Annotated in this window: 14 protein-coding genes; 7 read left to right on the forward strand and 7 right to left on the reverse strand. The window is 69.1% G+C overall.

Features of this window, described 5'->3' with window-relative positions; translation table 11 throughout:
- Positions 1-169: 169 nt before the first annotated feature.
- Positions 170-3277: an LCP family glycopolymer transferase gene (locus tag ACSHWB_RS12010; RefSeq protein ID WP_439662112.1), complete on the forward strand. Its 3108-nt coding sequence runs from the start codon at positions 170-172 to the stop codon at positions 3275-3277.
- Between the two features lie 72 nt (positions 3278-3349).
- Complete coding sequence (gene phoU / locus ACSHWB_RS12015; protein ID WP_439662113.1) at positions 3350-4015, forward strand: phosphate signaling complex protein PhoU; 666 nt, start codon at positions 3350-3352, stop codon at positions 4013-4015.
- A gap of 12 nt (positions 4016-4027) precedes the next feature.
- Here the strand turns inward: phoU and ACSHWB_RS12020 are convergent, their stop codons facing one another.
- From ACSHWB_RS12020 to ACSHWB_RS12050, 7 genes are all read right to left on the reverse strand, one after another.
- Entirely contained in the window at positions 4028-5188 is a 1161-nt protein-coding gene (locus ACSHWB_RS12020; protein WP_439662114.1) for a hypothetical protein, read from the reverse strand.
- A gap of 27 nt (positions 5189-5215) precedes the next feature.
- Positions 5216-5992 (reverse strand): phosphate ABC transporter ATP-binding protein PstB, encoded by a 777-nt coding sequence (gene pstB, locus ACSHWB_RS12025; protein ID WP_319976685.1) that lies wholly within the window; start codon positions 5990-5992, stop codon positions 5216-5218.
- A 10-nt stretch (positions 5993-6002) separates the two neighbouring features.
- The gene (gene pstA / locus ACSHWB_RS12030; protein WP_439662115.1) at positions 6003-6917 is read right to left on the reverse strand and encodes a phosphate ABC transporter permease PstA; all 915 of its coding nucleotides are present in this window, start codon (positions 6915-6917) and stop codon (positions 6003-6005) included.
- Positions 6914-7978, reverse strand: coding sequence for a phosphate ABC transporter permease subunit PstC (gene pstC / locus ACSHWB_RS12035; RefSeq protein WP_439662116.1), 1065 nt, complete (start codon positions 7976-7978; stop codon positions 6914-6916). Before pstC ends, pstA begins: the two co-directional genes overlap by 4 nt.
- A 33-nt stretch (positions 7979-8011) precedes the next feature.
- Complete coding sequence (gene pstS, locus ACSHWB_RS12040; protein WP_439662117.1) at positions 8012-9124, reverse strand: phosphate ABC transporter substrate-binding protein PstS; 1113 nt, start codon at positions 9122-9124, stop codon at positions 8012-8014.
- Between the two features lie 198 nt (positions 9125-9322).
- On the reverse strand, positions 9323-10198 hold the full coding sequence (gene mshD, locus ACSHWB_RS12045) for a mycothiol synthase (protein WP_439662118.1): 876 nt from the start codon (positions 10196-10198) through the stop codon (positions 9323-9325).
- 10 nt (positions 10199-10208) lie between these two features.
- On the reverse strand, positions 10209-10970 hold the full coding sequence (locus tag ACSHWB_RS12050) for a winged helix-turn-helix domain-containing protein (RefSeq protein WP_439662119.1): 762 nt from the start codon (positions 10968-10970) through the stop codon (positions 10209-10211).
- 242 nt (positions 10971-11212) lie between these two features.
- On the opposite strand from ACSHWB_RS12050, the gene ACSHWB_RS12055 reads away from it, so the two are divergent.
- The 5 genes from ACSHWB_RS12055 to ACSHWB_RS12075 all read left to right on the forward strand — a co-directional run bounded on the left by ACSHWB_RS12055 (position 11213) and on the right by ACSHWB_RS12075 (position 13752).
- A complete protein-coding gene (locus tag ACSHWB_RS12055; protein WP_439662120.1) occupies positions 11213-11869 on the forward strand; it encodes an alpha/beta hydrolase family protein in 657 nt (218 codons plus the stop codon).
- Positions 11866-12684 (forward strand): LmeA family phospholipid-binding protein, encoded by an 819-nt coding sequence (locus tag ACSHWB_RS12060; protein WP_439662121.1) that lies wholly within the window; start codon positions 11866-11868, stop codon positions 12682-12684. The genes ACSHWB_RS12055 and ACSHWB_RS12060 overlap by 4 nt, the downstream gene beginning before the upstream one ends.
- Positions 12681-13085 carry a thioredoxin family protein gene (locus tag ACSHWB_RS12065; RefSeq protein WP_439662122.1) on the forward strand — a complete coding sequence of 135 codons (405 nt, stop codon included), beginning with the start codon at positions 12681-12683 and terminating at the stop codon, positions 13083-13085. Before ACSHWB_RS12060 ends, ACSHWB_RS12065 begins: the two co-directional genes overlap by 4 nt.
- 79 nt (positions 13086-13164) lie before the next feature.
- Entirely contained in the window at positions 13165-13242 is a 78-nt protein-coding gene (locus ACSHWB_RS12070) for a putative leader peptide (protein ID WP_360045477.1), read from the forward strand.
- A 72-nt stretch (positions 13243-13314) separates the two neighbouring features.
- Positions 13315-13752, forward strand: a complete 438-nt coding sequence (locus ACSHWB_RS12075) for a DUF4395 domain-containing protein (protein WP_439662123.1) — start codon at positions 13315-13317, stop codon at positions 13750-13752.
- Positions 13753-13768 lie beyond the last annotated feature (16 nt).

Genomic DNA, 13768 nt, shown 5'->3' on the forward strand with positions numbered 1-13768 from the left:
TGATGCAACCCTTGTGTCCCGGTCGTCGTCACTTCGTAATGACGAACCGCTTTTGCTTCTGACCCAGAAGGGAGATTGGGTGCCCGACGACCCCCGACGTGGCGGCCCCTCTTCCCGTGGTGATCAGGATCCCCAGCACGACCAGCCGACCGGCCGTAGACGTCGCTCGATGGAAGGCTCTGGGGGCCTGAGCGTCTCGGACCTCATCGAGCAGCACAGCAGGACGAACATCCCCCGACCCGTCCCGCCAGGCTCGCCCGACGCTTCCACTACAGGCAGGCGCGCCCTGCCGGAACCACCCGCGGCCACGGGCAGGCGTGCTCTGCCTGATCCGCCGGTCCACCAGCAGCAGCCACCTCAGGCTCCGCGGCAGCAGCCACCCGCGGCTCACCGGCCTGGTGAGCAGACGGGTACGCGCCCGCGGCCTGAACAGGCGGCCCCGCAGAACTTCACCGGCGAACCGACCGGCAGGCGGCGCAGGGCGGACGCCCCGCCCGAGCCGAACGGTGTTCAGCAGCCCCCGGCACGCCCGCGTCCCGCTCCCGGTGAGCAGACCGGTCCGCGGCCGAGGCCTGCCCAGAACCCGGAGCAGAGCGGCGCCTACCGCGTCGAGCAGCCCCCACGTCCGAGGCCGGACGCGACGGGCATGCAACGCCGTCCTGTCCCCGGCGAGACGCCGAGCGGTCCCGTCCGGCGCCCCGTGCCCGGCGAGATGCCGCCCAACGGTGCCCCGCAGCGCAGGCCCGCCCCCGGCGACGTCCCGTCGTCCAACGGCATCCCGCGCCCACCGGCACCGGGCGAGCCCAACGGCCTGAAGCGCCCGCCGGCACCCGACGCCACCTCCAACGGCATGCCCAGGCCGCCGGCTCCCGGCGACCCGAGGCGCATGCCTCCCGGCGACGCGCCCTCGTCGAACGGCATCCCCCGGCGTCCCGCGCCCGGTGTGCCCGAGGCGAACGGCATGCCCGCCGGCACGATCCGCAGGCCGGGACCCGAGGTCAACGGCGCACCGCGGCGCATGCCTCCCGGCGACGTCCCGTCGTCCAACGGCATCCCGCGCCCACCGGTCCCCGGTGAGCCCGCCGGTCCGAAGCGCCCGCAGGCACCGGGAGACGCCGGCTCCAGCGGCATCCCGCGCCCGCCTGTCCCGGGTGCGGCGCCGGACGGTCCTGCCCCTCGCCGCCTCCTGGCGGGCGAGGCACCGTCCTCCACCGGCATTCCGCGTCCTCCCGTCCCCGGCGAGGCACCGGAGAACACCGGCCGCCGCCCCATGCCCCCGAACGGGGACGTGCCGGGCAGGCAGCCGATGCCGTCGCGTGCGGAGTCGAGCGGTCCCCGGCCGATGCCCCCGAGGGCGGAGTCCAGCGGTCCCCGGCCCGTTCCCGGCGGACTCACCAACCGGCTCGGCGCGTCCGAGCCCGTGGACGAGCCCCAGGCCGACGCGCCCGGTCCCGAGGCAACCCAGATCGCTCCGGCGGCGGGTGTGGCCAAGGTCGAGAAGCGCGAAGACATGGACCCGTTGTGCCTCACCACCGAGATGGAGGCCATCGGCGACGACGTGAAGAAGCGTCGCGAGGTCGACCACACCCTCGCGCGGTTCTCCGCGGTGCACGACGAGCTGCTCGAGCAGGAGCGCCAGCGCAAGGAGCGGCGCGCCAAGCTCATGCCGTGGGTCAAGGACGGCGACGAGGACGACCTGGTCGACGAGGCCACGCAGTTCGCGGAGCCCGTCGTACTCGGTGAGGAAGACGGCGAGCGGCGCCCCACCGGCCGCACGCCCCAGCAGCGCAAGCTGATGCGCACCGCCAGGATCGGGGCGATCGCCGCCGCGGCCGTGGTGTTCGCGTCGACGGGCATCGGCTGGGGTGCGATGCAGTGGGCCGACTCCAAGATCCAGAAGATCGACGCGCTCGGCGGCAACTCGCAGGCGGTGCAGCAGGCGGAGAAGCAGCTCGGCGACGAGAACTTCCTGCTGGTCGGCTCTGACACCAGGGCGGGCGCGAAGGCCAGCGACAACGTCGGAACTCAGGCGCAGGAGGGTGGCGCGCGGTCGGACGTGATCATGCTCGCGCACATCCCCGCCGACCGGAAGCGCATGGTCATCGTCTCGCTGCCGCGCGACGTGCGCGTCGACCGTCCCGCGTGCCGCACGTACAACCCGGACAACGGGCAGTACGCGGGCCCGCTGGCGCCGGCGCAGGCGGTCATGGCGAACTCCGTCTACAACGACGGTGGACCCGAGTGCGTCGCCAACCTGATGACCCAGCTGTCCGGCCTCAAGATCAACCACTTCGTCAGCATCGACTTCATCGGCTTCCGCGAGATGTCGACGGCGATCGGCGGCGTGGAGATCTGCTCTCCCACGCCGATCATCGACGACGAGCTCGGTGTCGTCCTCGACAAGGCCGGCAAGCACACGCTCAAGGGCGACCAGGCGCTGCAGTACGTCCGCGCCCGCAAGGTCCAGGCCAAGGGTGACAGCGGCACGGACTTCGACCGCATCAAGCGCCAGCAGGGATTCCTGTCGGCGATGCTGCGTCAGGCGCTGTCGAACGAGGTCCTGCTGAGCCCGACCAAGCTCAACAACTTCATCAACGCGCTGACGAAGTCCACGGTCGGCGACAACATCGGTGTCGCGCAGCTGCTGGAGCTCGCGAACTCCTTGCAGAGCCTCGACGCCGGCCGCGTCTCGTTCGTGACGATGCCGCACTGGACCGACGAGGGCCCGACGAAGTCGAACGACGACAACATCGAGCGTTTGAAGGACGACGACGTCAAGTCGCTGTTCCAGACGATCATCGACGGAACGCCGTTGCCGCAGGAGAAGGTCGAGCCGAAGCCCGGTGACGCCAACCCTCCCGCCCAGCAGCCAGGCACGGTGATCGACCCCAAGGAGGTCACCATCCAGGTGCTCAACGGGGACCCGACGAACGGCGGCGCCGTCGCCAGGACGTCGAACGCGTTGGAGCAGCAGGGTTTCAAGGTGGCGAGGCGGGACAACGCGCCGGCGAACGCACCGAGGACGGTCATCAGGTACGCCAAGGGCAACGAGAACAAGGCCGTGACGCTCAAGGCGGCGGTGCCCAGCGCGGACCTGGTCGAGGCACCCGAGATGGGTGGGGCGATCCAGCTGGTGATCGGCGCGAACTTCGACGAGAAGGTCCAGCCGCCCAAGGGGGGTACCCCGCAGGGCACGCCGCAGGGTCAGAAGGCTGGTCAGCCGGGCGACGGTCTGTCCATTGTGAACGCGGCACAGGACCCCTGCGCGGCGAAGTGATTCGCCTGGGGTTCACCTCCGGTTCACTCTGGCATGTCGCTGCCGCGATGGTCGCGACGTAGGCTGAGCGCCATGCGCGAGGCCTACCACGACCAGCTTGAACAGCTCGCCGACCAGCTGGCCGACATGACCGGCATGGTCGCCGAGGCGATGCAGAACGCGACCACGGCATTGCTGCAGGCCGACCTCGGCCTGGCCGAGCAGGTCATCAGCGGCGACCAGAAGGTCGACGACGTCCGCTCCAGCATCGAGGAGCAGTCGTACGCACTGCTCGCACTGCAGGCGCCGGTCGCGACCGACCTGCGCACCGTGCTCGCGGTGATCCACGCCGCCGAAAGCGTCGAGCGCATGGGAGACCTGGCTCTGCACGTGGCCAAGGCCGCGCGCCGCCGGCACCCGGCGTCGGCGCTGCCGGAGGACGTGCAGCCGTACTTCGCCGAGATGGGCCGCATCGCGGTCAAGCTCGCGAACGAAGCCGCGTCGATCATCCGCGAGAAGGACGTCGCCCGCGCGCGCAGCCTCGAGGACGAGGACGACGCGATGGACGACATCCACCGCCACCTGTTCTCCGTGATCATGGACAAGGAGTGGCAGCACGGCGTCCCCGCCGCGGTGGACGTGACGCTGCTCGGCCGCTTCTACGAGCGCTACGGCGACCACGCCGTGTCGGTCGCGAAGCGCACGGTCTTCGTCGTCACCGGCCGGATGCCCGGCTACGGCGACGACGAGAACCTCTAGTTCCTTCAGAAATCAGCGAAACTGCCCATCGCGCTCTGCCACCAGCTCCGGATCGGCGTAGGCCTCGGAGAACTCGGCGAGCACGGTGGGCAGTTCTTCGTCCCACTCCGCCCGCGCCTCGTCGCGCGGCAGATCCCGCACGTCCACGGTGAAGTACGCCCACGCCCGCACGATCTCCGGCAGCAGAGCCAGATCCGCCTCGGAGACGTGCAGCTTCGCGGCCACGTTGAGGATCAGCACCGCGGTGAGCGACGCCGGCCCGTAGACGACGGGGTCCCGGTTCTGCTCCACCGCGGCGGAGGCGACGATGCGCGCGAACGCCCGCGCGGCCTCGACGTCGGCGATTCCGTGTGGTGAGGCCAGGAACGCCTCGACGACCTCGTCCGTCCTTTCCGGACTGACGGCGGGGATCTCGTACTCCTTGGGCACCAACGCACTCACGCGGGCGTCGGCGAGCGCGATGAGCTGCACGGGGTGCCGCACGTCCTCCTCGCCCATCAGGCCTTCCTCGGCCTCCTCGTCGGGCCCGTCCTCCCAGAACTGCACGATGTCCGGCCACACGCGGTCGTAGACGTCCGAGGCGCTCAGGGGAGTGATCTCGTCGCGGAACGCCTCGGGCGTGGAGGCGATCATGTCCTCCAGCAGGGCGACGGTGCCCTCGTCCGGCGTCGAGAACAGCTCGATCGCGGTGGCTCCGAGCACCGGCTGGCGCATGAACAGGACGGTCTCGCCGACGGCGGCGCGTTCCTGGGTGATCGCGATGACCTCCACGTCTCCTAGGAGGTTCGTGACGAGGAAGGCGTCGCGGAAGTCGGGCACGGTGTCGGCGACGTACCAGGACGGCTCGGCGACACCGCGTGCCGCAACGGTTTCCGCGGCGGCGAACGCGGCGGTCCTGTTCTCCTCAGAGCCCACACCGGCCAGCGCGCGCAACGCGGTGAGCGCCGCGGGGTCGTCCATCTTCTGCAGCGCCTCGACCAACGGCTCGGTGCCGGAGCCGGCGAGCCAGAGCGTCGCGTAGAGCTCACTGGCCCAGGCGTCCGCGAGCAACCAGGACTCCGAACGCAGCGCGGCCGCCGACTCGAGCAGCGCCCCGTACGGGGACTGCTGCTCGGGCCTGCGGCCGGGTGCCTTGCCTTGCTTCTTCTTGCGGGGCTTGCTTTGCGGGCTCACGCCAGCAAGATAGCCGAACCCGCCGACTTAGCCGAACCGGCCGGAGATGTAGTCCTCGGTCGCCTTCTGGCTGGGGTTGGAGAAGATCTTCTCCGTGTCGTCCACCTCGATCAGCTGTCCCGGCTGACCGACACCCAGCAGGTTGAAGAACGCGGTCTGGTCGGACACGCGCGCCGCCTGCTGCATGTTGTGGGTCACGATGACGATCGTGTACTCCTTCTTCAGCTCCGTGATCAGGTCCTCGATCGCCAGCGTGGAGATCGGGTCCAGGGCCGAGCAGGGCTCGTCCATGAGCAGCACGTCGGGCTGCACCGCGATGGCACGCGCGATGCACAGACGCTGCTGCTGACCACCGGAGAGGCCGCCGCCCGGCTTGTCGAGCCGGTCCTTGACCTCGTTCCAGAGGTTGGCGCCGCGCAGCGAGCGCTCCGCCACCTCGTCGAGCTTCTTCTTGTCCTTCACGCCCGAGAGCCGCAGGCCCGCCACCACGTTGTCGCGAATGGACATCGTGGGGAACGGGTTCGGCCGCTGGAACACCATGCCGATGGTGCGGCGCACCTCGACCGGGTCCACAGTGGACGCGTAGATGTCCTCGCCGTCGAGCAGCACCTTGCCCTCGCACCGGGCGCCGGGGGCGACCTCGTGCATGCGGTTGAGCGACCGCAGCACGGTCGACTTGCCACAGCCGGAGGGGCCGATGAACGCGGTCACGTTCTTCGGCGGCACCGCGAGCGAGACGTTCTCGACGGCGTGGAACTTGCCGTAGAAGAGGTTCAGGTCCTTGATGTCGAGTCGCTTGGCCATGTCCGCCCGCTCACTTCGTCTTCGGCGCCAGCGCCCGCGAGATCACGGTCGCCAGGAGGTTGAACAGGGTGATGAGGACGACGAGCGTGATCGCCGCTCCCCAGATGCGGTCGAAGCCCGCCGCCGTCGGGTTGTTGCGCTCGTTCACCATCATCAACGGCAGCGAGGCCATCGGGCCCTCGAACAGGTTGTAGTTGATGAACGGCGCGTACGCCGCGAGCACCAGCACCGGCGCGGTCTCACCCATGACGCGGGCGAGCGCCAGCATGATGCCGGTCAGGATGCCGGACAGCGCCGTCGGGATGACGATCTTGACGATCGTCTTCCACTTCGGGATGCCGAGCGCGTAGGAGGCCTCGCGCAGCTCGTCCGGGACGATCTTGAGCATTTCCTCGGTGGTGCGCACGATGACCGGCACCATCAGCAGCACCAGCGCGAGCGACACGGCCAGCGCGCTGCGGCTGAGGCCGAAGGTCGTGATCCACACGGTGTAGACGAACAGCGCCGCGACGATCGACGGGACACCCGTGAGGATGTCGACCATGAACGTCGTCGCCTTCGACAGCCGTGAGCGGCCGCCGTACTCGACGAGGTAGATGGCGATCATGATGCCGATCGGCACCGAGATCACGGCGCAGACGAGGCCCTGGACCAGCGTTCCGTAGATCGCGTGGTACGCGCCACCGCCCTGCTGGCGGGCCAGCAGGCCCGACATCGACTTCTGCCACCAGTCACCGTCGAGGATGACCGGGAAGCCGCGCTGGATCACGGTGTAGAGCACCCACACCAGCGGGATGATGGCGACCAGGAACGCGCCCCAGACCAGGCCGGTGGCGATGCCGTTCTTGATCCGGCGGGACGCGCTGACCGCCTGGAAGGTCGGCGGCGTCGCGAGGCGCTGAGGATCCGCGAGATTCGTGCTCACTCGTACTCCTTGTGGCCGGCGACGATCGAGCGCGCGATGGCGTTCACGACGAAGGTCAGCACGAACAGCACCAGACCGGCGGCGATGTAGGCACCGGCCGAGCGCGCGTCGTTGAACTCGGGCGCGGCCAGCGCGATCTTCGAGGCGAACGTCGAGCCACCGTCGAACAGCGACCAGCCGAACGAGCTGGTGGCCGTGCTCAGGATGATCGCGACGGCGATGGTCTCACCGAGTGCGCGGCCGAGGCCGAGCATCGAGGCGCTGACGTAACCGGCCTTGCCGAACGGCAGGACGGTCGTGCGCACGACCTCCCACTTGGTCGCGCCGAGCGCGATGGCGCCCTCGACGTGCATCGTGGGCGTGCGCTCGAAGACCTCGCGGCTGACGGCGGTGATGATCGGCAGGATCATCACCGCGACGACGATGCCCGCGGTGAAGATGGTGCCGCCGAGCTGCACGTTCACGTTGCCCTTGGCGAAGATCGGGATCCAGCCGAGGTTCGCGATCAGCCACTCGGAGAACGGGAAGAGCACGGGGCCGAGGACGAACAGGCCCCAGAGACCGAAGACGATCGACGGCACGGCCGCCAGCAGGTCGATGACGTAGGCGAACGGCCGGGCGAGGTTGCGCGGCGCGTACTGCGTGAGGAACAGCGCGATGCCCAGGGCGATCGGCATGGCGATCAGCAGGGCCACGAGTGCGACCACGACCGTGACGAGCGCCAGGTCGAGGATGCCGAACCGCAGGTTCGTCGGGTCGGTGGTGTTCCACTCGCGGCTGGTCAGGAAGTTGACGTTGTCCAGCCCGAGCGACGGGATCGCCTGCAGGATCAGGAACAGGCCGATCGCGCCGATGAGGACGACGATGAAGACACCGGACCCCGTCGCCAGGCCGCGGAAGATGCGGTCACCAGGCCGGACGTGAGGTGCCTTGGTCGTTACTGGAGCTTCCGGTGTCGGGGGAATCGGAGCCTCCGAGGCGGTGGGAGCAGCCGCAACGCCCCGCTCGGCTCCGGCTGAACCGGAGCCGGCGGGGCGCCTGGCCACGACGGGATCATTCATCGCGTCAGCGTGTGTCGAAGTCTCGCATCAACCTCAGGCGATCGCCTTCACGGCGGCCAGGAGCTTGTCCTGGAACGCCTTGGGCAGCGGCACGTAGCCGGCGTCGGCGAGCTGCGCCTGGCCGGTGGTGGCCGCAACCGTGAGGAACGCCTTGACGGCCTTCGCGGTGTCGGCGTCGTAGCCCTTCGAGCAGACGATCTCGTAGGTCGCGAGCAGCAGCGGGTACGCACCGGCGGCCTTGGAGCCGTAGATGGAGTCGAGGTCGAGGACCAGGTTGTTGCCCTCGCCCTTGATCTTCGCACCGTCGATGGCCTTGCCGGCCGACTCGGCGGTCAGCTCGACGGCGCCGGCACCAGAGTCGATCTTGGCGATCGAGAGCTTGTTGTCCTGCGCGAACGACCACTCGACGTAGGTGATGGCACCGTCGATGGAGCCGACGGCCTGCGCGACACCGGCGGACTTCTCCTTGCCCTCGCCGACACCACCCTTGAACTGCTTGCCGTCACCCTTGGTCCAGCCACCGGCGACCTTGAGGTACTTCTGGAAGTTGTCGGTCGTGCCCGACTCGTCCGAGCGGTAGATGACCGAGATGTCCTTGTCCGGCAGGGTCGCGGAGCCGTTCAGCGCCTTGATGGCCGGGTCGTTCCACTTCTTGACCGCACCGGAGAAGATCGCGGCGGTGGTCTTGGCGTCCAGCACGAGGCTGTCCACACCGGAGACCTTGTAGCCGACGGCGACGGGGCCGAAGACCAGCGGCAGGTTCCAGGCCGGGTTCTCCTTGCAGCGCTTGGTGGCCGCCTCGGTCTCGGCACCGTCCTTGAGCGCGGAGTCGGAGCCACCGAAGTCGACCTGGCCGGCGTTGAAGTTCTTCACGCCCGCGCCGGAGCCCGACGGGTTGTACGCGAGGTCCACACCGGGGCAGGCGGCCTGGTAGGCCTGCACGAACGCGTCGACCGCGTTCTTCTGCGCGGAGGAGCCCTCGGCGTTGAGCTTGGTCTTGCCGCCACACTCGACCGGGACGGAGGCGGCGTTCGACGAGGGGTTCGTGCCACCCGTCGGCGCGTTGTTGTCACTGCCACACGCACCGAGCAGCAGCGCGCTGGCCGCGACGAGGCCGAGAACGGCACCGTGCCGCTGGATCTTCACCTTGGTCCTCCACCTTGCGGAAAGCATTAGCGGTTCGCGACGGACGCCGCCGCTCGCTACGGAAGGTAGGTAGCCAGAATGGACAGCCCACCTAGTCAGGGTGAACGGGAGGTGAACACCGAACGGGAAGTGACGGGTCACACGGCCAAAAGAGTGACCGCGTGACCAGCGCGTATGCGTTTTGTGACGGTACGTTGACTACCGGGCGTACTGGACGTCGGCGTCCCAAAGGGTGAATCCGAGCTTCGTGTACACGCGGACCGCCGCCGTGTTGTCCGACTCGACGTAGAGCATCACTTCCTTGACGCCCTGTTCGCGCAGGTGACGCAGGCCCGCGAGGGTCAGCGCCCTGCCCAGGCCACCGCCCTGGCGATCCGGGTCGACGCCCACGACGTAGACCTCACCCAGCTGGGGCGTGTGCACCTTCGTCCAGTGGAAGCCCGCCAGCGCGTCGTCGGCGTCGAACGCGAGCAGGAAGCCCTCGGGGTCGAACCAGGGCTCTTCTTCCTTCGCGCGAACGTCCTCGATGGACATCGCACCCTGCTCGGGGTGCCAGTCGAACGCGCGGTGGTTCACGTAGACGACCGCGGCCTCGTCCTTGCCGGGCACGAACGGCCTGATGGTGATGCCCTCCGGCAGCTTGGGCTCCGGCAGGTCGTTCTCGACGCGCAGCCGCATCCGCAGCAGCTCGCGCACCTTGCGGAAGCCGAGCTTGCCGGCGAGCTTCTCCGCGTCCGGGTGGCCACCGTGCGCCCAGATCCGCAGGGACTCCTGCGGGAGCGCTTTCACCAGCGCCTCGCCCACGCCCTGATGGCGGTGCTTCGGGTGCACGGCGAGTTCGGCGACCTGGTTGCCACCGGAGTCACCGATGAGATCGACGTGCGCGTACCCGGCCAGCTCGCCGTCCAGGTGCGCGAGGAGGTGCCTGCTGCCTGTCGCGCCGGGGCGCAACCGCAGTCGCACGGCCTCGCCGACCGGGGCCACGCCGTCGGTCGCCCGGGCTGCCTCCAGCAACCCGGTCACCTCGGCGGCCTGGTCGGCCGTCAGCTCCTCGAACCAGCTCAGTTGCGCCACACAGGCGAACCTACCGCGCGATCAAACGCTCATCCAGGACCTGGGCGGAGTCGTCGATCTCCACCTCGGTCAGCTCGGCGGGACGGCGCGACGAGCCGGGACGCGGCGGGCGGACGAACTTGTAGCCCACGTTGCGGACCGTGCCGATGAGCGCCTCGTGCTCGGGGCCGAGCTTGGCGCGCAGCCGTCGCACGTGGACGTCGACCGTGCGGGTGCCACCGAAGAAGTCGTAGCCCCAGACCTCCTGCAGCAGCTGCGCGCGGGTGAAGACCCTGCCCGCGTGCTGCGCGAGATACTTGAGCAGCTCGAACTCCTTGTAAGTGAGGTCGAGCGGGCGGCCCTTGAGGCGCGCGGTGTAGGTGGCCTCGTCGATCACGAGGTCGCCGAGCTGGATCGCCCCGTCGCCACCGGGCTGGGTCGTGCCGCGGCGCGAGCGCACCAGGCGCAGGCGTGCGTCGACCTCGGCCGGGCCGGAGTTCGGCAGCAGGATCTCGTCGACGGACCAGTCGGAGTTGACCGCGACCAGACCGCCCTCGGTGACGACGGCCACCACGGGCACGTCCACACCGGACGAGTCGAGCAGACGGCACAGCGAGCGTGCGCCGACCAGATCGGTGCGGGCGTCGACCAGCACGATGTCGTGGGGACCCGCCTCGAGAAGCGCGGAGACCTCGGGACGCAACGGCCGCACGGCGTGCGGGAGCAGAGCCAGCGCGGGAAGCACGGCCTCCGGGTCCGGGTCTGTCGTCAGCAGAAGCACGTCGATGCTCATTCGCGGCGCCCTCCAAAATCGGCCGTGGTCGGTCACCTGGACCAGACCAGCGGCGTACGGTGACCGGGCCCCGTTGCCTGCGGATGACGGAGACAATACCGGTGCACCCCGAGAAAGTCCCAGGTCAAGAAGCCGTGCTCACACTTGTTTCCACAAGCGTCATGCCTGTTACATCCATGTCACATGACGGGGTGCGTCTGCACGGCGTCCACCACAAGAGTGAAAGCGATCTCGCTTTCGTTGTGGGGCACGGGTTCACGAACAACGTGCGCAGGCCTTACGTCGCGCGCGTCCTCGCCCGATTGGCCAGGAAGGCCGGTGTCGTCGCGTTCGACTTCCGCGGCCACGGCCGGTCGGAAGGGCGTTCCACGGTCGGCGCCGACGAGATCCACGACATCGAGGCCGGCGTTCGCAAGGCCCGCGAGCTCGGGTACTCGAAGATCGCCACGATCGGGTTCTCGATGGGTGCCTCGATCGTGCTGCGGCACGCGGTGCTGGGGGACGGCAGGCCGGACGCCGTCGTCTCCGTGAGCGGTCCTGCCCGGTGGTGGTCTCGTGAGACCTCTCCCATGCGCCGCGTGCACTGGCTGCTGGAGCAGCCGCACGGAAAGCTGGCCGCGCGGGCGCTCGGGGTTCGGCTCGGCGACAGCTGGGTACAACCGCCGGAGAGTCCGCTGGAGGTGGTCGGACGCATAACGCCCACCCCACTGCTGATCGTGCACGGTGACCTGGACCACTATTTCTCCGTGGAACACGCCAGGTCGTTGCACCGCGCGTCCTCAGGACATGCCGAGTTGTGGATCGAACCCGGCATGCGGCACGCGGAATCGGCCGCGACTCCAGACCTGGTAGACCGGATGGCGGCATGGATCGCCATTAACGTCGAGGACGAGGGATGACTGCGCACACGCCTGCAAGGCCGCGGAAGAAGAAGTCACGGCGCGGGAAGTTCCTCGTCATCACCGTGATCGTGCTGGGCGTGCTGCTGGTCGCGGCCGACTTCGCGCTCGCGGCGGCCGGCGAGTACCAGATCGCCCAGCGGATGCGGGAGAAACTGCAGCTCAGCGAGGACCCGGCGGTGCGGATCAACGGATTCCCGTTCATCCTGCAGGCGCTGCGCGGCGACTACCAGCACGTGGAGATCCGCGCGTACGGCGTGCCGATCCGCAACGAGCAGCAGGGCGTCGACCTGCGCGACCTCGACGTCGAGGCGGACCTGCTGCACACCCGCGTCGAGCTCGCGGACCTGCTGGCGGGCAACGTCTCCAAGGCGACCATCGACACCGTCAAGGGCAGCGTCCGGATCAAGGCGCTGGACCTGAACCGGCTGGCGAACCAGGTGACGCCGTTCGACAAGCTCTCGATCGAGCCGGACAACCGCGTCGCCACGACGGCCCCTGCCGACCCGAAGGCGCCCAAGACGACGGCCGCGATCAAGCTCTCCGGCCAGACCAACGTCGCGGGCAAGGTCATCACGCTCACCGCGTACGGCCAGATCGCACTGGTCAGCGGTGCCATCCAGATCAACATCGACGACATCGAGCTGGACGACGCCTCGCTCAAGCAGATCATCCCGCAGCTGCGCCAGGCGCTCGCGATCAAGATCGACCCCGGCACGCTGCCGTTCGGCGCGACGCCCACCGCCGTCGAGGTGGAGAGCGGTTCGTTCAAGCTGTCCGGCGAGATCGCGGATGTACCGTTGGTCCAACGATGACTGGTGTGTGGGCGCTGCTGGGCGCGCTGGCCGTGGCCGGCGCGATCGGTGTGCTGCTCAAGGTCCGCGAGGGCCGCATCTCCCGCAAGGACACGGTCGACCTGCCCGCCCCCGTGCGCGACCTGCTCGCGCCGGGGGTGACGCTGGTCCAGCTCTCCACCACCTTCTGCGCGCCGTGCAGGCACGCGAAGGCGATCCTGCGCGACCTGGCCGACCGCACCGACGGCCTCACGCACGCCGAGCTCGACGTCACGAACCTCCCGGACGTCGCCGCGTCGCTGGGCGTCATGCGCACCCCCACGACGCTGGCCCTGACCGCCGACGGGACCGAGGTGTTGCGGGTCGGCGGCGTGCCGAAACGGGACACGTTGCTGGCCGCCCTGCGCCCGCATTTGCCCTAATCCGGTCGGGTGAACCTGCGTTGTTCCACCAGATGGACATACCTCCCGCACCGAGGGATTGAGGGCTACCCTCGCTGGCATGACCTTGCTGCTCACGAAGCGACGCGCGGTTGACCTGTGCCGCACGCGCAGCAGCCTGTGTCGCACGACGAGCTGAACCGGGCTGCTTGACGCCCATCAGCTACCTCTGCCGGACTGAATCCCCTCGTCCGTTTGCCCGGAGGTCGTCGTGTCCAAAGACTCCCCTGTAGACCCGCGCGGACCGCGCTTCTCCGCCTGGATGACCACCGTCATCCTCGCGGTCGTGTTGCTGACCGGATGGTGGCGCCTCCTCGCCGCGCAGACGGTGCTCTTCGCGATGTGCGCGTTCATCTCGCTGAAGTTGAACCCGTGGGGTCACGTCTACCGCTACGCGATCCAGCCGCGCCTGATCCCGACCACCGAGCGCGAGGAAGCCGGCCCGTTGCGGTTCGCGCAGGGAGTCGGCTTCGTCTTCGCACTGATCGGCACCCTCGGTTACGCGACGGGCCTCACCACGCTCGGCATGGTCGCCACCGGCCTCGCCCTGGTCGCGGCACTGCTCAACGCGTCGCTCGGCCTGTGCCTCGGGTGCGAGATGTACCTGCTGCTGCGCAGGCACGTACCCGCCCTCGCACGCCCGCAATAACGACAAGCACTCGCAC

It is taken from the genome of Lentzea sp. HUAS TT2 (assembly GCF_051853195.1).
GTDB lineage: Bacteria > Actinomycetota > Actinomycetes > Mycobacteriales > Pseudonocardiaceae > Lentzea.